The 20,231-nt window shown below is 71.4% G+C and carries 17 protein-coding genes and 1 other RNA gene; 13 read left to right on the forward strand and 5 right to left on the reverse strand.

All coding sequences use genetic code 11. The features are described from left to right. Positions 1-2: 2 nt before the first annotated feature. Together ACZ4EG_RS00205 and ACZ4EG_RS00210 are read right to left on the reverse strand one after the other, a co-directional pair. Positions 3-1,382 carry an ABC transporter substrate-binding protein gene (locus ACZ4EG_RS00205; RefSeq protein WP_453557122.1) on the reverse strand — a complete coding sequence of 460 codons (1,380 nt, stop codon included), beginning with the start codon at positions 1,380-1,382 and terminating at the stop codon, positions 3-5. Between the two features lie 175 nt (positions 1,383-1,557). Then, positions 1,558-4,935: an FHA domain-containing protein gene (locus tag ACZ4EG_RS00210; RefSeq protein ID WP_467789449.1), complete on the reverse strand. Its 3,378-nt coding sequence runs from the start codon at positions 4,933-4,935 to the stop codon at positions 1,558-1,560. A gap of 327 nt (positions 4,936-5,262) precedes the next feature. Here ACZ4EG_RS00210 and ACZ4EG_RS00215 point away from each other — a divergent pair, with 327 nt between their 5' ends. The 4 genes from ACZ4EG_RS00215 (at position 5,263) to ACZ4EG_RS00230 (ending at position 10,834) form a co-directional block, all read left to right on the forward strand. Next, positions 5,263-6,942 (forward strand): serine/threonine-protein kinase, encoded by a 1,680-nt coding sequence (locus ACZ4EG_RS00215; RefSeq protein WP_467788979.1) that lies wholly within the window; start codon positions 5,263-5,265, stop codon positions 6,940-6,942. 111 nt (positions 6,943-7,053) lie between these two features. Then, entirely contained in the window at positions 7,054-8,286 is a 1,233-nt protein-coding gene (locus tag ACZ4EG_RS00220; RefSeq protein ID WP_467788980.1) for a serine/threonine-protein kinase, read from the forward strand. Between the two features lie 513 nt (positions 8,287-8,799). Continuing rightward, the gene (gene prfB / locus ACZ4EG_RS00225; RefSeq protein WP_453557128.1) at positions 8,800-9,906 is read left to right on the forward strand and encodes a peptide chain release factor 2; all 1,107 of its coding nucleotides are present in this window, start codon (positions 8,800-8,802) and stop codon (positions 9,904-9,906) included. Positions 9,907-10,222: 316 nt separating this feature from the next. Continuing rightward, positions 10,223-10,834: a hypothetical protein gene (locus ACZ4EG_RS00230; protein ID WP_453557130.1), complete on the forward strand. Its 612-nt coding sequence runs from the start codon at positions 10,223-10,225 to the stop codon at positions 10,832-10,834. A gap of 92 nt (positions 10,835-10,926) precedes the next feature. Here the strand turns inward: ACZ4EG_RS00230 and ACZ4EG_RS00235 are convergent, their stop codons facing one another. Continuing rightward, positions 10,927-11,118, reverse strand: a complete 192-nt coding sequence (locus ACZ4EG_RS00235; protein ID WP_316753993.1) for a hypothetical protein — start codon at positions 11,116-11,118, stop codon at positions 10,927-10,929. A gap of 225 nt (positions 11,119-11,343) precedes the next feature. On the opposite strand from ACZ4EG_RS00235, the gene ftsE reads away from it, so the two are divergent. The 6 genes from ftsE (at position 11,344) to ACZ4EG_RS00265 (ending at position 16,246) form a co-directional block, all read left to right on the forward strand. Next, a complete protein-coding gene (gene ftsE / locus ACZ4EG_RS00240) occupies positions 11,344-12,033 on the forward strand; it encodes a cell division ATP-binding protein FtsE (RefSeq protein ID WP_194045450.1) in 690 nt (229 codons plus the stop codon). Positions 12,034-12,074: 41 nt separating this feature from the next. Continuing rightward, positions 12,075-12,992, forward strand: coding sequence for a permease-like cell division protein FtsX (ftsX, locus tag ACZ4EG_RS00245; RefSeq protein ID WP_453557133.1), 918 nt, complete (start codon positions 12,075-12,077; stop codon positions 12,990-12,992). Between the two features lie 67 nt (positions 12,993-13,059). Then, positions 13,060-14,226 carry a S41 family peptidase gene (locus tag ACZ4EG_RS00250; protein WP_467788981.1) on the forward strand — a complete coding sequence of 389 codons (1,167 nt, stop codon included), beginning with the start codon at positions 13,060-13,062 and terminating at the stop codon, positions 14,224-14,226. A 77-nt stretch (positions 14,227-14,303) separates the two neighbouring features. Then, positions 14,304-14,843, forward strand: coding sequence for an SsrA-binding protein SmpB (gene smpB / locus ACZ4EG_RS00255; protein ID WP_453557339.1), 540 nt, complete (start codon positions 14,304-14,306; stop codon positions 14,841-14,843). A gap of 104 nt (positions 14,844-14,947) precedes the next feature. Further along, positions 14,948-15,344, forward strand: a transfer-messenger RNA (tmRNA) gene (gene ssrA / locus ACZ4EG_RS00260). Between the two features lie 158 nt (positions 15,345-15,502). After that, positions 15,503-16,246, forward strand: coding sequence for a hypothetical protein (locus ACZ4EG_RS00265; protein WP_467788982.1), 744 nt, complete (start codon positions 15,503-15,505; stop codon positions 16,244-16,246). 105 nt (positions 16,247-16,351) lie between these two features. Here the strand turns inward: ACZ4EG_RS00265 and ACZ4EG_RS00270 are convergent, their stop codons facing one another. Beyond that, complete coding sequence (locus tag ACZ4EG_RS00270) at positions 16,352-16,756, reverse strand: ATP-binding protein (RefSeq protein ID WP_467788983.1); 405 nt, start codon at positions 16,754-16,756, stop codon at positions 16,352-16,354. 136 nt (positions 16,757-16,892) lie between these two features. Between ACZ4EG_RS00270 and ACZ4EG_RS00275 the strand changes: the two genes are divergently transcribed. Beyond that, positions 16,893-17,711, forward strand: coding sequence for a helix-turn-helix domain-containing protein (locus ACZ4EG_RS00275; RefSeq protein ID WP_467788984.1), 819 nt, complete (start codon positions 16,893-16,895; stop codon positions 17,709-17,711). Continuing rightward, positions 17,708-17,896: a DUF397 domain-containing protein gene (locus ACZ4EG_RS00280; RefSeq protein ID WP_453557141.1), complete on the forward strand. Its 189-nt coding sequence runs from the start codon at positions 17,708-17,710 to the stop codon at positions 17,894-17,896. The genes ACZ4EG_RS00275 and ACZ4EG_RS00280 overlap by 4 nt, the downstream gene beginning before the upstream one ends. On the opposite strand, the gene ACZ4EG_RS00285 is transcribed toward ACZ4EG_RS00280, so the two are convergent. Then, on the reverse strand, positions 17,816-19,123 hold the full coding sequence (locus tag ACZ4EG_RS00285; RefSeq protein ID WP_467788985.1) for an MFS transporter: 1,308 nt from the start codon (positions 19,121-19,123) through the stop codon (positions 17,816-17,818). The two genes, ACZ4EG_RS00280 and ACZ4EG_RS00285, sit on opposite strands and share 81 nt — an antisense overlap. Positions 19,124-19,206: 83 nt before the next feature. Here ACZ4EG_RS00285 and ACZ4EG_RS00290 point away from each other — a divergent pair, with 83 nt between their 5' ends. Next, entirely contained in the window at positions 19,207-20,178 is a 972-nt protein-coding gene (locus tag ACZ4EG_RS00290; protein ID WP_467788986.1) for a LysR family transcriptional regulator, read from the forward strand. Positions 20,179-20,231: the final 53 nt, after the last annotated feature.

Raw genomic sequence — 20,231 nt, forward strand, 5'->3', positions numbered from 1 at the left:
GATCAGCTTCCGCTGCCGTACGCCGCCGCCGCGTCCTTCTCCAGCTTCGCCTGGGTGCCCGCGACGTCCTTCGGGTTCTTCAGGAAGTCCTGGAGGTCCTTCCACTCGCCCTTGCCGGGCGTGCCGCCGAAGGCCTGCGGGGCCTGGTCGGACATGTCGAAGCGGAAGTCGTCGCCCGAGGCGATGAGCGCCTTGGCGATCGTCTGCTGCACCGCGTTCGGATACGCCGAAGCCGGCACGTTCTTGTTCGGGGAGAGATAGCCGCCCAGCTTCGCCTGGGTCGTCGCCGCGTCCGGCGAGGCCAGGAAGGTGGCCAGCGCCTGGGCGCCCTTGGAGTCCTTCAGGATGACGGCCGCGTCGCCGCCGGAGACCACGGGCGCGGTGGAGCCCACCGCCGGGAACGGGAACACCTTGGCGTCCGTGCCCACCTTCGCCTTGGTCTCAACGATGTTGACCTGCGCGAAGTCGCCCTCGTAGACCATGGCCGCCTTCGGCTGGTCGCCGCCCGTGAAGGTCTGGGTGACCGATGCCGGGAACTCCGTCTGCAGCGCGCCGTCCGCGCCGCCCGCCACATAGTCCTTCTTGCCCCAGATCTGGGCGAGCGTGGTGAGCGCCTGCTTCACCGACGGATCCGTCCACTTGATCTTGTGCTGGGCGAGCTGGTCGTACTTCTCCGGACCAGCCTGGGACAGATAGACGTTCTCGAACCAGTCCGTGAGGGTCCAGCCGTCGGCGCCGCCGACGGAGAACGGGGTGACACCGGAGTCGTACACCGCCTGGGCCGCCGTCAGCAGCTCCTGCCAGGTCTTCGGCTCCTTGGCGCCCGCGTTCTCGAACGCCTTGGCGTTGTACCAGATCAGCGACTTGTTGGCGGCCTTGTAGTAGACGCCGTACTGCTTGCCGTCGACCTTGCCGATGTCCTGCCAGCCCTGCGAGTAGTTCTTGGCGAGCTCCGCCTGCGCCTGCGCGCCCAGCGGCTTGGCCCACTTCTTGTCCACGGCCTGCTTGATGGCGCCGGGCTGCGGGAGCAACGCGACGTCCGGCGGCTGACCGCCGGCGATCTTCGAACCGAGGAAGTTGATGATCGGGTCCTGGGCGGGCACGAAGGTGACCTTCGCGCCGGTGCGCTTCTCGAACTCCCCGAGGACCTGCTTGAAGTTCTTCTGTTCCTGGCCGGTCCAGACGGCGGCGACCTCCAGGTTCACACCGTCCAGCTTGGGAAGGTCGAGGCCGGAGCCGGTCGCGGTGGTGCTGCTGCTGTCGGTGCCGCCCTTCTTGTCGTCGCTGCTGGAGCAGGCGGTGAGCGCGAGCGCTCCCGCGAGGAGGGTGGCGAGTGTGGTGACGGCCCTGTTTGTCCGGATGGTGTTGCTCTTGCTACGCATCACTGCCCCGTTCTTCGTTCTCCGTTGAACGTCCGAGCGCTGTGCCGTGCGGTCCGGTCTACGCCCGGCTGCTTGAACGCGGCAAGAGCGCCAACACTGTCAAGTGGGGGATCGTGACCGCGTCGTGATCGGCGGGCTGGGGTGTCTCCCGTTGTACGGGCTGGGGTGCCTCCCGTTACAGGAGCGAAGGTATCTCCACCGCCGCGACCTCCCGCGCCGCCCGCTCCACCGCGCTGGCCAGCAGCGCCAGGTCGGTAGGGCCGTTGCCGAGCTCGCGCACGGGCCGGCGGGCCGGCGGGTCGCCCATGCGGTGCCAGTCCAGGGGGACGACCGTGGGGCGCTGCGTCGCGGTGCGCGGGATACGGCCCGTCACCCGGCCCCCCTGGAACACGGTCACGCGTCCGTCCGCCGAGGTCAACCGCCCGCGCCCCGGCGCCGGTTCGTCGGGTCCGGAGGCCGGCGCGTCCAGGGCGACGCGCAGGATGGCCCGGCGGGCCGGTTCCGTCTCCGCCGTACGGCCGCCGGGCCCGGACGCGGCCACCAGGTGGACGCCGAGCCGCTCGCCCTCCTTGGCCACCGCCTCCAGCGCCCGCATCACGGACCCCGCCGCGGGCCGCCCCGGCGAACCCAGCGCCGGGGAGACCAGCGCGTCCAGGTCGTCCACGACCACCACGAGGCGGGGCAACGGCGGTGCCACCTCGGTCTGCTGACGGGACGTCGCCGCGGGCCGCAGTCGCAGCGTGGAGCTGGGCGGGGTGTCGAGGTCCCCGGCCCCGGACGGTGCGGGGCGTCCGCTCGCCGTGCGCTGCGTGACCATACGGCCCGACAGCGCGCGGTGCGCGTGCCACTCGGCGAAGCCGTCCCGGCCGAGCAGTTCGGCCCGCCGCTTCAGCTCGGCGCTCAGGGACTGGGCGAACTCCCGCATACGCACCGGGTCGTTCGCGGTGAGGTGGGTCGTGACGTGCGGGATGTCCGTGCAGACGCGCAGGCCCTCGCCGTGGCCGCCGGCCGTGCCGACGCCGTCCCGGCCGTCGATCAGGACGACGCCCAGCCGATCGGGGCGCTCGGCGGCGGCGAGCGAGGCGACGACCGCGCGCAGCAGCTCCGTACGGCCGCTGCCGGACGGCCCCTCGATCAGCAGATGCGGCCCGTCGGCCACCAGGTCCGCGCCGAGCGGGCCGCGCGGACCCGCGCCGAGCACGGCCACGGCCCGACCGGCCGGCGACTCCGTGTCGTCGGCCGCGTCCGCCCAGCGCGCCATCAGCGACGCCGGGGTGGCCCGGGCCAGCCCCAGCTCGTCGAGCAGCCGTGCCGACAGCGGCAACGGCGCGGCCACGCGCGCGTGCCGCTCGCCGACGGCACCGTCCGTGCGCAACGGCGCCAGCGCCCGCGCGAACCGCTCGGCCCAGGCCGGGGAGACCGCGTCGACCGAGGCGACCGTGCCGGGGCCCACGGGAACGGCCGAGCCGCTGTGGGAGTCCGTACGCGCCACCCGCATCAGATGCAGCGCCGTGGCCACGTCGCCGCCGAGCAGCGCCACGGCACCGCACTCACGGAACGTCGGCGCCACCGCGCACGCCGCCTCGTACGTCTCCGTCACCGGCGAGGCGGGCGAGGCGGGGTCCGTCTCGGCCAGACACACGACATGTATCCCGGCCCGGGGACCCTCCAGCGCCAGCCGTGCCACCGCCTCTCGCACACCGGCCCCGCCCGGGTCGCCGTCCACGACGACCACGGTGTACGGCCCGGCGAAGCCGTCCGTCCCGTCCGCGCCGAAGTCGTCCCGCGCCCAGGAGGGCCGCCGGGCCGGACGCCGCTCACCGTCGAGGGCCGCGGACCGGGGGACGTCATGGGCCGCGGGCCGCGCCGCCGTCCCGTCGGCCATCTGCTCCTCCAGGCGGTGCAGGAGTTCCCCGGTGCGGGCCGCGGCCTGTTCGCGGTCGTGGGCGAGGAGCAGACGGCAGTCCTGGCCGTGGCCCGGGCGCACATGCGGGAGCCAGCCGAGCCAGGACCACTCGGCGGTGCGCTCCTCCAGGGTGCGCGTGCGGTCCGCGCTGATCAGGACGATCTCCAGCGAGTCGGGGGAGTGCAGCGCGGCGAGCTGCGCCAGCACCGCGCGAGCCAGCCCGGACAGCCGCGCGCGCGGTCCGGCCAGGCCCAGCGCGCCCGCCTCGCGCAGATCGGCGGTCACCGGCACGCCGGGCAGCAGGTCCGCGCCGTCCGGGGTCGCCCGGTCGGCCGTGCCCAGCCGGACCGTGAGGGTCTCGGGGTGTCCCGGCCCGCGCTCCCACAGCCGCGGCCCGGGGCCCAGCGCCGTCAGCAGCAGCGCGGCCGGGTCCGGCCAGGTGTCGGGCTGCTGGGGGACGTCGGCCGCCGGGGCGGTGGCGTCACCGGCACCCTCCGCGCCGTACGCCTCCCGCCCGGTGTCCGGCTGCTCCCCGCGGCCACCGGTCAGCCGCCGCGCCCACGCGCCTATGCCGCCGCGCCTGCGCAGGCCCTGGGGCACCTCGGTGCCACGCAGGGGAGTGCCCTTGCGCCCGGCGGGAAGCCCGTCCTCACGCGCGCGTGCGTCGGAGTGGGGGCCGTCCGGTGCCGTGTCGTGTCCCGTCGTACCGGAGAAGGCGGCGCCCGTGGCGCCGGCTCCGAAGCGGCCGGCGTGGGTGTCCCCGCCCCTGCTCTCGATCCTGGGCGCGCCGCCCTGTTCCGGTACGACCGGCGGCTCCACGGGGAGGTGTTCCTGGGCGCCCGGACCGCCGCCCGGGGAGTCCCAGCCGGCCGGGCCGTACGCGTGATGCGTGCGTGCGCCGGGAGCGTCGCCGGTTTTGGTGCCGTCCTCGCGCGCGTGGGGTGCCGGACCGTCGGGAGCGGTCCCCGGTTCGCCCGGGGTCACCCGGACGCACCCCTCCCCGTCGGGCACGGTCTCCACCCGCGCCCCCGGCCCCCCGGACGGAGTCAGCCGCAGAGCCGATTCGCCGATCCGGAGCAGGGCTCCCGGAGGGAAGCGCACCGGGCGGGTGTCCACCCGGGTGCCGTCCAGGGCCGTGCCGTTCGTGGAGTCGAGGTCGGCGACCGAGACACGGCCGTCGGCGGCCACGGTCACCGCACAGTGCAGCCGGGAGACGTCCGGGTCGTCGAGCGGGACGTCGGCGTCGGCGGAGCGGCCGATGGTGACCTGCCCGCCGTGCAGCAGATGGACCCCGCCCGCGTCCGGTCCCGCCACCACGTGCAACTGGGTCGGGGCGTCGTCCAGTTCGGGATGCGCCTCGGGCTCGGCCGGTGCGCCCAGGGACAGCACGGCGCCGTCGACCAGCGGGGGCTCGCCGAGGGTGCGGCGCCGGGCGTCCAGCCGCTCCGCCCCCGCGTACAGCACGACCGCGGCGGCCGCGGACTCGCGGCCCAGGCTGCCGTCTCCGGAGACCGCCGAGGCCAGGGCCGACGCCACCGCCGCCAGGTCCGTGCCGGCGGGCGCCGTGACCAGCACGTCGCGGCTCGCGACGCGGCCCCGCCCCGGGGCCGGGCCCAGCGGGTCTACGACGGTCAGCCGGATCTGCATCGCCGTCAGCGGTCCCTTCTGCACGGGCGCGGACTACCCCCCACCCCACGAGCACGTCGGCCAGTACTGCAGGCATCCTCGCACCTGTCACTGACAATCCGCCCGCGACCCGGTATCAAGTGATCTTGATTGGTCAACTCTGCCCCTAAAAGTGCCTGACCAGTACCTCGCCGACGATCACTTGAGATCGGTCACGTGCGGGCCCGGCAACCGGGCGGCCAAGGCGAGCGTCTTTCCATCGAACGTGCGGGGGAAGGCTTACGTAGTGCCCTACGGGGCGGCACTAGAGTGGACCGGAACACCAGCCATCAGCAGGGAGCGCATGACGTGCGGCCGGTAGGCAGCAAGTACCTCCTGGAGGAGCCGCTCGGACGCGGCGCCACCGGGACCGTCTGGCGAGCCCGCCAGCGTGAGACCGCGGGCGCCGAGGCGGCCGTGCCCGGACAGCCCGGTGAGACCGTCGCGATCAAGGTCCTCAAGGAGGAGCTCGCGAGCGACGCGGACATCGTGATGCGGTTCCTGCGGGAACGGTCCGTCCTGCTCCGGCTGACCCACCCCAACATCGTCCGGGTCCGCGACCTGGTGGTCGAGGGCGAACTGCTGGCCCTGGTCATGGACCTCGTCGAGGGCCCCGACCTCCATCGCTATCTGCGCGAGAACGGCCCCTTCACACCCGTCGCCGCGGCCCTGATGACCGCCCAGATCGCCGACGCCCTCGCCGCCAGCCACGCCGACGGCGTCGTCCACCGCGATCTGAAGCCCGCCAACGTGCTGCTCCAGCAGCGCGACGGCCAGATGCACCCGCTGCTGACCGACTTCGGCATCGCCCGCCTCGCCGACTCCCCGGGCCTCACCCGCACCCACGAGTTCGTCGGCACGCCCGCGTACGTCGCGCCGGAGTCCGCCGAGGGCCGCCCGCAGACCTCCGCGGTCGACATCTACGGCGCCGGCATCCTGCTGTACGAGCTGGTCACGGGCCGTCCGCCGTTCGGCGGCGGGAGCGCCCTGGAGGTGCTCCACCAGCACCTCAGCGCCGAGCCGCGCCGCCCCTCCACCGTGCCCGACCCGCTGTGGACGGTCATAGAGCGCTGCCTGCGCAAGAACCCGGACGAACGGCCCAGCGCCGAGAACCTCGCGCGCGGGCTGCGTGTCGTCGCCGAGGGCATCGGGGTGCACGCGAACTCGGCGCAGATCGCCGCCGCGGAGGGCGTGGGCGCCCTGCTGGCCCCCGACCCGGCACCGGCCGCCGTACCCGGTGCGCCCGGGGCCGCCGACCCGACCCAGGTGCTGCCGACGGGCTCGGCACCGGGCGCGTACGACCCGAACGCGGCGACCAGCGTCCTGCCGCACACCGGTGGTCCGGCGGGCGCGGCCGACCCCACCGCCGTACTGCCGAACACCGGGGCGGCGGACCCGACCGCCGTCATGCCGCCGGTGCCGCAGCACCAGCCGGGCGGCGGGCAGCAGCCCGAGCAGCCGCACCCCTGGCAGACCCAGCTGCGCGCGGCCCGCGACCGCAACGAGCAGACGCAGATCCAGTACCTCGACCCGAACGAGGACCCGCTGCGCCGCCGGCCCCAGCGGCAGGTGGCCCGCCCCCAGCAGCAGCCGCGCCAGCAGCCTCAGCCGCGGCAGCAGCCCCAGCAGCGTCCGCAGCCGCGGCAGCAGCAGGGCCCGCCGCCCGGTTACGGCCGGCCGCAGCAGTACGCCCCGCAGCAGCAGCCCCAGCGGTACGCGCCGCCCGCCGCACCGGCGGAGCCCCGGCGCCCGGCGCGCGAGCCCCGGCAGCGCAGCGCCAACCCGATGAAGATCCCCGGGCTCGGCTGTCTCAAGGGCTGCCTGTTCGTGATCGTCATCCTGGTCGTCGCGGGCTGGCTCATCTGGGACCTGACCCCGCTGCACACCTGGATCGGGCAGGGCAAGGGCTACTGGCACCAGCTGCGTGACCTGGTGAGCACGGTGAGCGGCTGGGTCAAGGATCTGGGCAACGCCACCAGCGGCAACTGATCGCCAGTCTGTGGATTTGTCGACATCTGGCGGGTGATTTCTGTCTCCGTGGTGAAGGTCGGCACGTCGGACGCGTACTTTTAACGACAACACGCGTCTGTAGGAGCAGCCTTGGCACGGAAGATCGGCAGCCGGTACACCGCCAACCAGATCCTGGGGCGGGGCAGCGCCGGCACGGTGTGGCTGGGCGAGGGACCGGAGGGTCCCGTCGCCATCAAGCTGCTGCGCGAGGATCTCGCGTCCGACCAGGAGCTCGTCGGACGCTTCGTGCAGGAGCGCACGGCGCTGCTCGGACTGGAGCACCCGAACGTCGTGTCGGTGCGCGATCTGGTCGTGGACGGCAACGACCTGGCGCTCGTCATGGACCTGGTGCGGGGCACGGACCTGCGCACCCGCCTGGAGCGGGAACGGCGGCTGGCGCCCGAGGCGGCGGTGGCGATCGTGGCGGACGTCGCGGACGGGCTGGCCGCTGCGCACGCGGCGGGGATCGTGCACCGGGACGTGAAGCCGGAGAACGTGCTGCTGGACATGCAGGGGCCGCTGGGCCCCGGCGGCGCGCACCCCGCCCTGCTGACGGACTTCGGCGTCGCCAAGCTGATCGACTCCCCGAAGCGGACCCGTGCCACGAAGATCATCGGCACGCCCGACTATCTGGCCCCGGAGATCGTGGAGGGGCTGCCCCCGCGCGCGGCGGTGGACATCTACGCCCTGGCGACCGTGCTCTACGAGCTGCTGGCCGGCTTCACGCCGTTCGGCGGCGGGCACCCCGGGGCGGTGCTGCGGCGGCACGTGACCGAGACGGTCGTACCGCTGCCGGGGATTCCGGACGAGCTGTGGCAGCTGATCGTGCAGTGCCTCGCGAAGGGGCCGGCGTCGCGGCTGCGGGCGTCCGAGCTGGCGTCGCGGCTGCGGGAGCAGCTGCCCCTGCTGGCCGGGATGCCGCCGCTGGACGTGGACGAGCCGGACGCGGAGGCGGCCGAGGAGACGGAGTCCGCGGAGCCGGTTCCCGCGTCGGCGGGCGAGCCGGTACGACGGCGGGGAGCGGTGTCCCTCGTCCCCGGCGCCCGGCCGGACTCCAACCGGGACACGCATACGTCGATGAGGGTGCCGGGCCCCGACGAGCTGGCCGGGGGCGCGCGGGGGACGGCCCGGGCCCCGCGGGCCTCCGGAGCCCCCCGCCCCGGCTCCGCCCGCCATCGCGCCGTCGCCCGACGCCGCAGGATCACCCTGGGGGTGGCGGGGGTGGTGCTGGCGGCGGCGGTCGGCGTGGGGGCATGGCTGGCGACATCGAACGACGACACGGAGACGCCCCCACAGGACACCCACACGTCGTCGACCCCCTGAGCCACCCCACCCCACCTCACCGGGCCGGAACCCCACCCCGGGGCCACGCCCCGTTCGCCCACCCACCCGGCCCGCCTCGGTCGGCTGTCAGGTCCCCACCAGGGGCTCCGCCCCAGATCCCGGCGGGGCTTCGCCCTTGCGCCCCGTATGGGGCCCTGCCCCCACGCCCCCTGCGGGGCCCTGCTCCGGACCCCACCGGGGCCCCGCCCCCCCTGTACCCCAGCGCAGCCCCTGCCCCAGACCCCGGCGGGGTTTCGCTCCCCCGGCCCCGCGGGGCTCCGCCCCAGACCCCATCGAGGCACCCCAGCGCAATCTTGCCCCCATCCCCGCACGTCACCGCACCCCCGGCGGCAGTCCCCGTCGCCAGTTCCCGCCCCCGCCCGTCCGGCTTCCGGCCGTGAGGTCGTACAGGTCGATGCGGGGGCCGGGGGCGGCAGCCCCCGGGGGGCGGGCAGGGAGGGTGCCGGGCCACTCTCGGGCGGGGTCGGGCGGCGGAGCCGTTACGCTGGAGGCGTGGCAGTCCTCGATGTATCCGAAGAGCTCAAGTCCCTCTCCTCGACCATGGAGTCGATCGAGGCCGTTCTGGACCTCGACAAGCTGAGGGCAGACATCGCCGTGCTCGAGGAGCAGGCGGCCGCGCCGTCCCTGTGGGACAACCCGGACGAGGCGCAGAAGATCACCAGCAAGCTGAGCCATCTGCAGGCCGAGGTCAGGAAGGCCGAGGCGCTGCGGGGGCGGATCGACGATCTCGCCGTGCTCTTCGAGATGGCCGAGGAGGAGGACGACCCGGACACCCGGGCCGAGGCGGAGTCCGAGCTCGCCGCCGTCCGCAAGGCGCTGGACGAGATGGAGGTCCGGACGCTGCTCAGCGGTGAGTACGACTCCCGCGAGGCGCTCGTCAACATCCGGGCGGAAGCCGGTGGCGTCGACGCCGCCGACTTTGCCGAAAAGCTTCAGCGCATGTATCTGCGCTGGGCCGAGCAGCGCGGCTACAAGACCGAGGTGTACGAGACCTCGTACGCGGAGGAGGCGGGCATCAAGTCCACCACCTTCGCCGTCCAGGTGCCGTACGCCTACGGAACGCTCTCGGTCGAGCAGGGCACGCACCGCCTCGTGCGCATCTCGCCCTTCGACAACCAGGGCCGCCGCCAGACCTCCTTCGCGGGTGTCGAGGTCCTGCCCGTCGTCGAGCAGTCCGACCACGTCGAGATCGACGAGTCCGACCTGCGTATCGACGTCTACCGGTCCTCCGGCCCCGGCGGCCAGGGCGTCAACACCACCGACTCCGCCGTGCGCATCACGCACATCCCCACCGGCATCGTCGTCTCCTGCCAGAACGAGCGGTCGCAGATCCAGAACAAGGCCACCGCCATGAACGTGCTGCAGGCCAAGCTGCTCGAGCGGCGCCGGCAGGAGGAGCAGGCCAGGATGGACGCCCTCAAGGGCGACGGCGGCAACTCCTGGGGCAACCAGATGCGTTCGTATGTGCTCCACCCGTACCAGATGGTCAAGGACCTGCGGACGGAGCACGAAGTCGGCAACCCCGAGGCCGTGTTCAACGGTGAGATCGACGGCTTCCTGGAGGCCGGCATTCGCTGGCGCAAGCAGCAAGAGAAGTAGACGAGGCAAGTACATTTGTCGACTTGGTAAGTCGCGACAACTGCCGCCCCCCGAGGCGGCAGTTGTCATTTGTCTGGGTTTTACATCACAGTCACAAGTCCCAACCACCGGCAAACGCCCCGCAAGTGGACATCACGCGCGCAACGGCCTTGACGTTGCTTTGAAAAATCGGAAGGGTAAAGCGTGGCATGCGTATCTCTGGGGCGCATGTGAACCGGGGGACTTGAGTTGTAGCGGATCTCGTCAGCCGCCCCCGTCGATCACCGCCGTCCCCAGGCGCCGCTCATCGACACTCAGCTACTGGGGGTAGCAACACATGACCAACAAGACGCGGATCCGGATCGCGCGGATAGCTGCCGGTGCCGTGATCGCCGCGGGCGCCTCGCTGACCGCCGCGGGCGCCGCCTCCGCCGCGGAGTCGGACGACTGCGTGCTCGGCGTGCTGTGCGCCGACGAGTCGCCGAGCCCCGACCCGACCGACACGGGCGTCCCGACCCAGCTGCCGACGGAGACCACGGTCCCCACCGACGAGCCGACGGACCCCACGGAGGAGCCCACCGAGCCCACCGAGGAGCCGACCACCGACCAGCCCTCCGAGCAGCCCACCTCCAACCCGACGCACGGCAACGGCGGCGGGAACGGCAACGGCAACGGCAATGGCAATGGCAATGGCCAGGGCAACGGTGGCGGTAACAGCAACACCGACCCCGACGGCGGCTCCGGCACCTCCGCCCAGGAGGAGGGCAGCTCCGCCCTCACCGACACGTCCTCCGGCACCCAGACCCAGGGCAACGGCAAGCAGCTCGCCGAGACCGGTGCCGGGCAGACCACGTTCCTGATCGTCGGCGCCGCCACCATGATCGCCGGTGGTATCGGCTTCCGCATCCTGCCGCGCCTCGTGGGCGGCCGGGGCGGTGCGGCCGCCTGACGGTGGCCGCACGATTACGGAACGTACGCGCGTCGTACGTAGAAGGGCCCGGAGCTTGCCGCTCCGGGCCCTTCAGCCGTCCTGCCGCCGCTCTACGCGGTCTGGTGCGCCAGCAGCGCCACCGCGGCGATCAGCACCGCCAGCAGCGCGATCAGCGCCATCGGGTTCAGTCCCGCGAGGAAGTTCTCCTGCTGCAGCCGCTCGCGGTTGGCGCGGCACACAGGGCACCGGCCCTCGTTCACGGGCGCCGCGCAGTTCGCGCACACCAACCGGTCGTACGTCATGCGCTCGCCCTCCTTGCACCGGCCTACACCTACACAACGCTTCCCGGAACGAGAACGTTCCTCCTCCACTGTGCCAGGTTCCAAGGCAAAGGGCGCGGTCGTCCGGAGAGACCTCCCCGGCACAAAAGCACACAACCCACACGCAACCCCTACCGGCGACTGCGCTCACGCACCTGGTTCGCGTATGGTCACGCACACCTACCCCCGGCGACCCGTGGTGCATCCGTGATCCGATTCGACAATGTCTCCAAGGTCTACCCCAAGCAGACCCGCCCCGCGCTCAGGGATGTGTCCCTGGAAGTGGAGAAGGGCGAGTTCGTCTTCCTCGTGGGGTCCTCCGGCTCCGGAAAGTCCACCTTCCTGCGGCTGATCCTCCGCGAGGAGCGGTGCAGCCACGGTCAGGTGCACGTCCTGGGCAAGGACCTCGCCCGCCTCTCCAACTGGAAGGTGCCGCAGATGCGCCGCCAGCTGGGAACGGTGTTCCAGGACTTCCGGCTCCTGCCCAACAAGACGGTCGCGGAGAACGTGGCCTTCGCACAGGAGGTGATCGGCAAGTCCCGCGGCGAGATCCGCAAGTCCGTGCCGCAGGTGCTCGATCTCGTCGGGCTCGGCGGCAAGGACGACCGGATGCCCGGCGAGCTGTCCGGCGGTGAGCAGCAGCGGGTGGCGATCGCCCGTGCCTTCGTCAACCGGCCCAAGCTGCTGATCGCCGACGAGCCCACCGGCAACCTCGACCCGCAGACCTCCGTCGGCATCATGAAACTGCTCGACCGGATCAACCGGACGGGCACCACCGTGGTGATGGCGACGCACGACCAGAACATCGTGGACCAGATGCGCAAGCGCGTCATCGAGCTGGAAAAGGGCCGCCTCGTCCGCGACCAGGCCCGCGGCGTCTACGGCTACCAGCACTGACCGCCCCGACGCTCCACGACGGAAAGGCTTAACCAGACGCCATGCGCGCCCAGTTCGTTCTGTCGGAGATCGGTGTCGGTCTCCGCCGCAATCTGACGATGACCTTCGCCGTCATCGTCTCCGTCGCCCTGTCCCTGGCCCTGTTCGGCGGTTCGCTGCTGATGAGCGACCAGGTCAGCACCATGAAGGGCTACTGGTACGACAAGGTCAACGTCTCGATCTTCCTCTGCAACAAGAGCGACGCCGATTCCGATCCCAACTGCGCCAAGGGTGCGGTCACCGAGGACCAGAAGAAGCAGATCGTCTCCGACCTGAAGAAGATGTCGGTCGTCGAGAAGGTCAGCTACGAGTCGCAGGACGAGGCGTACAAGCACTACAAGGAGCAGTTCGGCGACTCCCCGCTGGCCAGTTCGCTCACGCCGGACCAGATGCAGGAGTCGTACCGGATCAAGCTCAAGAACCCGCAGAAATATCAGGTGATCGCAACCGCCTTCGACGGACGTGACGGTGTCCAGTCCGTGCAGGACCAGAAGGGGATCCTGGACAACCTCTTCGGGCTGCTGAACCTGATGAACCGGGCCGCGCTCGGCGTGATGGCGCTGATGCTGATCGTCGCACTGCTGCTGATCGTCAACACGGTGCGTGTCTCCGCGTTCAGCCGTAGGCGCGAGACCGGGATCATGCGACTGGTCGGCGCCTCCGGCTTCTACATCCAGGCGCCGTTCATCATGGAGGCCGCGGTCGCCGGTCTGATCGGCGGCGGACTCGCGTGCTTCTTCCTGGTCGTGGGGCGTTACTTCACCATCGACCACGGCATGGCCCTGTCCTCGAAGCTCAATCTGATCAACTTCGTGGGCTGGGACGCCGTGTTGACCAAGCTCCCGCTGATCCTCGCCACGAGCGTGCTGATGCCCGCCCTTGCCGCATTCTTCGCGCTGCGCAAGTACCTGAAGGTGTGATGCATGCCAAGAGGGCCGTACGGTCAACCAACCGTGCGGCCCTCCGCGTTGTCCTAGACTCACCCGCATGTCAGGCCGTGACCTGTTCTGTCAGCCCCGCCGTATCCGCCGCGGGGCGGCCCTGACGTTGGTCTTCGCCGGCGTGCTGGCCGCCGGCGCCGCGACCGGTGCCTTCGACTTCGATCACGCCGGGCACGGGCCCGCACCGGACTCGGCCCGTACGGCCCCCCGGCACGACGCCGTCCAGCAGGCCGCCGCCGCGGCCATGGCCGACGGCACGTCCCCCATGGAGGCCGCCGAGCGCGCCGTCAGCCGCAGCGGGGACCGCTGGGCCGCCGTCTACTCCGAGGGCGAGTACGAGGAGTTCCAGGAGGCCCTCGACGGCGAGTACACCGGCGTCGGCCTGTGGGCACGGCGTGAGCGCGACGGACGGATCGAGGTGACCCGGGTGCAGTCCGGGTCACCCGCGGCCGAGGCCGGAATCCGCAAGGGCGACCGGCTGCGCAGCGTCGACGGCGAGAAGGTCGACGGGCGGCCCGTCACCGAAGTCGTCTCATTACTGCGCGGCGACGCGCACGACGCCCCAGCGGGCACCTCCGTCCGCCTGGGCCTGGAACGCGGCACGCGCGCGTGGAGCCGGACGCTGCGCCGGGCCCGCCTGTCCACCGACTCCGTCACCGTCCGCAGGCTCCCCGGCGATGTCCTCGTCATCAGGATCGCCGCCTTCACCAAGGGCTCCGGCAACGTGGTCCGCACCGCCGTACGGCAGGCCCCGGCCGGCGCCGGGATCGTCCTCGATCTGCGCGGCAACTCCGGCGGCCTGGTCACCGAGGCCGTCACCACCGCCTCCGCCTTCCTCGACGGCGGCCTGGTCGCCACCTACGACGTCGACGGCGAGCAGCGCGCCCTGCACGCCGACGCCGACGGCGACACCACCAGACCCCTGGTCGCGCTCGTCGACGGCGGCACGATGAGCGCGGCCGAGATGCTCACCGGCGCCCTGCAGGACCGCGGCCGCGCGGTCGTCGTGGGCTCCCGCACCTTCGGCAAGGGCTCCGTCCAGATGCCCACCCGGCTGCCCGACGGCTCCGTGGCCGAGCTGACCGTGGGCCACTACCGCACCCCCTCCGGGCACTCCGTCGACGGCCGCGGCATCACTCCCGACCTGGAGGCCGGGCGGCAGCCGCTGCAGCGGGCGGAGAGCATCCTCGGCGGCCTGGGCGACGCCTCCTAGACGCGTCGCCCGTTGTTAATCGGCTTCCCTCGCACCCCCTCGGTAGTGCGAAAATGGACGGCACTATGAGCAAGGGAATGTACGTACCGAAGGAGTCCCAGCAGAAGCAGGGGACGGCCGCCAAGTCCCGGGACGGCGAGAAGGGCGGCAAGCGCAAGATCGTCGCGCAGAACAAGAAGGCGCGCCACGACTACGCGATCATCGACACCTACGAGGCGGGTCTCGTGCTGACCGGCACCGAGGTGAAGTCGCTGCGTCAGGGGCGGGCCTCGCTGGTCGACGGCTTCGTGCAGATCGACGGGAACGAGGCGTGGCTGCACAACGCCCACATCCCCGAGTACAGCCAGGGCACGTGGACCAACCACTCGGTGCGCCGCAAGCGCAAGCTGCTGCTGCACCGGGAGGAGATCGACAAGCTGGAGGCCAAGTCCGGGGAGACCGGCCACACGATCGTGCCCCTCGCCCTGTACTTCAAGGACGGCCGGGCCAAGGCCGAGATCGCGCTCGCGCGAGGCAAGAAGGAGTACGACAAGCGGCAGACGCTGCGTACCCAGCAGGACCGCCGGGAGGCCGACCGCGCCATCGCGGCGGCGAAGCGCAAGCAGCGCGGCGCCTAGCGGCGGGGAATGCGCTGGCACCGACCGGCGTTGTTCACGTACGATGACATCTGCACCGCACAGCAGGTGTGAGGCCCTCTTCGGAGGGTTTGAAAAATCAACATGGGGATGATCGGTTTCGACAGCGGCTGTCGAGGCAGGGGAAGCGTGTCGAGAAAGCGGCCATGATCTCGTAAACCACAGGCCGAAAAAAATAATCGCCACTGTTAAGAGCGATTCTCCCGAGCGTTTCGCGCTCGCTGCCTGATAAGTAGCGACCAGCGAAACTCTCCTTAATGGGAGTGTCAGCCCGGGGCTGTTCCCGACCCGGATCCTGGCATCAGCTAGGGGACTAAACCTTGATCCCGGTCACGGGGTGAAGAGGGAAACCAAACAGTGACTGGGCCCGTCGGAGACTTGTCCGCGTGATCTCCGGGGCCGAGAAAATCGAAGCGGACTGCACACGGAGAAGCCCTGGTTCCGCACCGTTGGACGCGGGTTCGATTCCCGCCATCTCCACTCATCCCATGTGGGCAGAGGCCTCGTCGCTTTCGGGCGACGAGGCCTTCGTCATGCCCGGATTCGGCCTCGCCCGATGTCCGAGGTGCTGCGCATGGGCGGCCCGGCCGTTTACGGCGTCGCGCAGGACGGACTCAACCCGTGATCGGAGCGAACATCGCATGACGTTCGAAGAACCGCGGAGCGTGCTCGTGCATGCCCGGGGCGAGCCCTCCCCGCTGTACGACCCAGTGGATCCGGAGGCCCACGACGACCTCGGTGCCTTCACCCGCAATGTTCCGCCGGACGACGACCGCCTGGCCCTGCCGGCAGAACTCGTGGACGTACTGCGCTCCTGGTCGTCGGCCCGTCCCCCTGCGGGTTTCCCCTCCCGCCCCGATCTGCGCAAGCACGCCAAGCAGGGGCTGGAGACAGCACAGCGACTGGCCAGGTGGCTCGGCCCGTCGTGGTCGGTGCGCTACTGGGACGAGCGCCACAGGACGGCGAAATGGGTGTGCTGGGGCTGCGACCGCCTGCACTGGGAGCGTGACGGCCACGGCACACCGCCGCACCCGGTCGACCTCACGGTCGAAGGCGAGTTCAAGTACGGTCCGTTGCGCTCCGAGGGATTCGGGGACTTCTTCCCCGACGACCCCGCCGCCGGGCTGGCCCTGTCCGACGACCTCGTCGCCGATCTGTACACATGGGCGGAGAGCATCGACAGCACGCTGAACCTGGACCTGCGGGACCGGGAGGAAGGCAAGTACGACGGCCAGTGGCAGCGGCTGTTCCGCGAAGGGACGGAGCTGGCGAGACGAATCGCCCACGAGCTCGGCCCCGCCCGGACAGTTACCTACAAAGGTCTGGCCCATGGCGGTCCGGCCGCGTTGACATCGATCAGCTGGCAGGGAGACCGGCAGTTGTGAGCGCGAGCCGAAGGTGGCCGGCGGAGCGGCGAGAAGAACCAGGGACCCTCGCTCCACCGGCAACGTGCCCCGTCCTTGCCCTGGAGAATCCCGTCCGACGGGCACCTACCAGGACTGCGGCGCGGGAGCCTTGAGCTCGAACCAGACCGTCTTGCCGATGCCACCGGGACGAGGGCCGGCGCCCCAGTCGTCCGCCAGAGCTGCCACCAGTGTCAACCCCCGGCCGGACTCCTCGTCGGGTGATGCCTCGCGTGGGGTCGGCAGCATGTCGTACGCGTCGGCCACCGAGATGCGCAGCCGACCCGCCTCCAGGGCGCAGCGCGCGCGGATCTCGCGACCGGGTGAGGCCTTCGCATGGCGGTAGGCGTTCGTCATCAGCTCGCTGAGCAGGAGGACCGCCGTCTGCGTCACGTCGTCCGGGAGTTCCCAGGACGTCGCCTGTTCCCGGAGGAGGGTTCGGGCCCGGCCCACGCTGCGGGCGTGCCGGGGGAGGCGCCACTCGATGTCCATGCTCGCGGGGTTCCTTGCGTGAGATTCTCCGTCGTTTGCCGTGATCAGGCTGGTGGTTGCCGCCTGACCTCGGGAGTAGCGGAACGGGTACGCAGCGTGCTTGTACACGGTGTGGCAGCGGGAGGCGGGTGAGTGCGTGGCTTCGGGGGAGTCCCAGCAGACGCAGCAGAACTGGCGGTACTGCGGCGGCCAGATCAAGTGGTGGCGGGAGGAGGCGGGGGTCAGCCGTCAGGCGCTGGCCGAGGAGGCCGGATACGACGGCGAGTACGTCAAGTCGATGGACTGCGGAAGGCGGCGCCCCACGCTGCGTCTGCTGCAGATTGCGGATCAACTGTGCGGCGCACGGAGCAAGTTGGTCGCCGCGCATGAGTTTCTGAAGCCTGAGCCGTTTCCCGCGCGGTCGCAGGAGTACATGGCCATCGAGGCCGAGGCGATCGCCGTGCACGACTATTCGCTCGCGCTTATTCCTGGTCTGTTGCAGACCAGGACGTACGCGCAGACGCTGATCGGCGAGAGCTGTCCTCCGCTGGACGACGAGACGGTGGGCGAGCGGGTCCGCGCGCGTTTGGTCAGGCAGGAGGCGCGGGCACGCCGTACCAAGACGGTGTACGGCTTCGTCATCTACGAGGCCGCTCCGCAGACGGAGGTGGGTGGACGGGCAACCATGCGGCAGCAACTGGACCACCTTCTCGACGTCGGCGCGCTGCGCAACGTCTCCATTCAGGTGCTGCCGTTCGGCAAGTGCGGCGGACTGGCGCTCAATGGCTCGTTCATCCTGCTCGAGACCGCGGATCACGAGCGCTTCGCCTACGTTGAGGGTCCGGAGACGAGTGTGCTGCACTCCGATATCGGCAAGACCAGCGACCTTGCGCAGGTCCATGGCATGATCCGCATGCAGGCCCTCGGAGTTGAGGAGTCCGCTGCGTTCATCGGGAAGGTGGCGGAAGAGCTATGACCGAGCCGTTGAAATGGTTCAAGTCCAGCTACAGCGACTCGCAGGGCGGCGCCTGCCTCGAAGTCGCCGTCCGCCCCCACACCATCCACATCCGAGACTCCAAGCTAGGCACCCGAAGCCCCCGCTTCGCCGTCCGTTCGGACGCCTGGACCGCCTTCCTCGGGTACGCCTCGCGCGAGAGCTGAGCCCCGGGCTTCGGAGGCACTTCGACGAGCCGAACGAAGTGCCGTTGCCGAGGAGTTGATCAGTAGGGCCAGGGCCGCCGCCGTGACCGGTGTCGCGAACGCGGTTGTCGGGGAGGTGTGTTCCGACAGGTAGCCGCCTGCCGCCGAACCGCAGGCTATGCCGGTCAGCAGGCCGGTGACGACGAGGCTCATGCCCTCGTTCAGACGGTCCTCGGGTGTGAGCCGCTGGACCAGCGTCATTGCCGTGACCATGGTCGGCGCGGTCGCCATGCCCGCGACGAGCAGCGCTGCGGCCAGCGCCCAGAGGGAGCCGCTCGTGCGCGCGGCCAGCAGCGGCAGGGACATCAGCGCGGCCATCGCGAGCAGACACCTCGACAGCTGCGGGGCGGCCGGCTTCAGCGCCCCGTACAGCAGCCCCGCCGCGCAGGAACCCGCCGCCTGGAGCGCCAGCACCGCACCCGCCGCCGAACGGTGGCCCTGCCCGTCCGCGTACGCGATGGTGACGACCTCCATCGCGCCGAACACCGCCCCCGTGGCGACGAAGCAGGCCAGCAGGGGCGCGATGCCGGGGGTGCGCAGCGGCGAAGCGGCCCGGGTGCGCCCCCGGGGCGGCGGCTCGGTCGCGCGCTGTGCGGTGAACAGCAGCATGCCGGCCAGCAGCAGCGCGGCGCCCACGAGCGTGCCCGCCTCCGGGAAGAGCGCCCCGGTCAGGAAGGACGCCAGCACCGGGCCGAGCATGAAGCACAGCTCGTCGGCGGCCTGTTCGAAGGAGTTCGCGGTGTGCAGCGCGTCCGTATCGTCGTGCAGCACATGGGCCCAGCGGGCGCGGGACAGGCCGCCGATGTTGGGGGTGGTGGCGGTGGCGGCGTACGCGGCGAACAGGGTCCAGTCCGGGGCGCCGAGGCGGACGCAGAGCAGCAGTGCGAGGCTGCCCAGCACGGCGGTGACCGTGGCCGGTACGGCGACCCGCGCCTGTCCGTGCCGGTCGACGAGCCGGGCGACCCAGGGCCCGGCCACCGCGGTTGCGGCCAGCCCCGTCGCGGTGACGGCGCCGGCGAGCGCGTACGAGCCCCGCGCACCGGCGATCATGACGACCGCGCTCACCCCGAACATGCCCATGGGGAGCCGGGCGATCAGATTCCCGGCGGTGAAGGCACGGGTGCCGGGGCGGGCGAAGAGACGCCGGTACGGGGCAAGGCGGAGCCGGGGCACGGTGAGCTGAGGCATGACCCCACCGTGACCCGGAGTGGATCAAGGGGTCCAACACCTGATCCCTGCCGATTGACGCACCCACGTTGTAAATTCGCCGGATGCCCACCCCCGCCCATCTGGACCCCCGCCTCCTGCGCGCCTTCGTGACCGTCGCCGAGGAGCTCCACTTCACCCGCGCCGCGGCCCGCCTGTACGTCGCCCAGCAGGCGCTCAGCCGGGACGTACGGCGGCTGGAGCGGGAGCTGGCCGCCGAGCTGTTCGTACGGACCACCCGGCAGGTCACGCTGACCGCCGACGGCGAGCGGCTGCTGCCGTACGCCCGCCGGGTCCTCGCCGCCCAGGACGAACTGCTCGCCGCGTTCGGACAGGCCCGCCCCCTGCTGGTGGACCTGAACTCCCCGGGCCTGGCCACCGGCCGCCGTGTGCTGCACCGGGCCCGGGAACTCGCGCCCGACTGCGAGCTGATGGCCCGCTACGAGAGCGGACTGACGGGCGCGGCCGCCGAACTGCTCGCCGGGCGCCTCGACGCGTCCTTCGGGCGGTTCGCGGGCCTGGCCCCCGCGCTGCGGGCCGGTCTCGCGCACCAGCCCGTGCGGTACGAGCCGATGGCCGTCGTCCTCCCCGACGACCATCCGCTGGCCCCGCTGGAGGCGGTACCGCTGGCCGCGCTGGCCGGAGAGACCGTGTACGCCGGTGCCGGGAATCCGCGCACGCCCGAGTGGACCGACCTCGCCCACCACCTCTTCGAGGGACGCGGCATCCGGGTCGCCTCCCCCCTTCCGCTGGCCGTCGGGGACGAGGAGTTCGAGCGGATCATGGCGAAGACGCGCAACCCCATCCTCGCCGTGGTGGACTTTCCGGCCATGCCTCGGACGGTGCTGAGGCCTCTCGTCGACCCCGTCCCGTTGTCGCCTGTGTCACTCGTGTGGCGAAAGGGGCTGGTCCATCCCGGGTTCGATGCCCTTCGACGGGCAGCGGCGGAGACCACCCGGTCAGAGGGCTGGTTGATACGGCCGACCGATGGATGGATTCACGCCATGGACGAGGCATTTATGAATGCCCACAAATGACACACCACGAACATCGTGACGTGTGCGCTACATTCGCGGCCTGAGCACGTTGT

Source organism: Streptomyces sp. NPDC025638 (genome assembly GCF_055558775.1).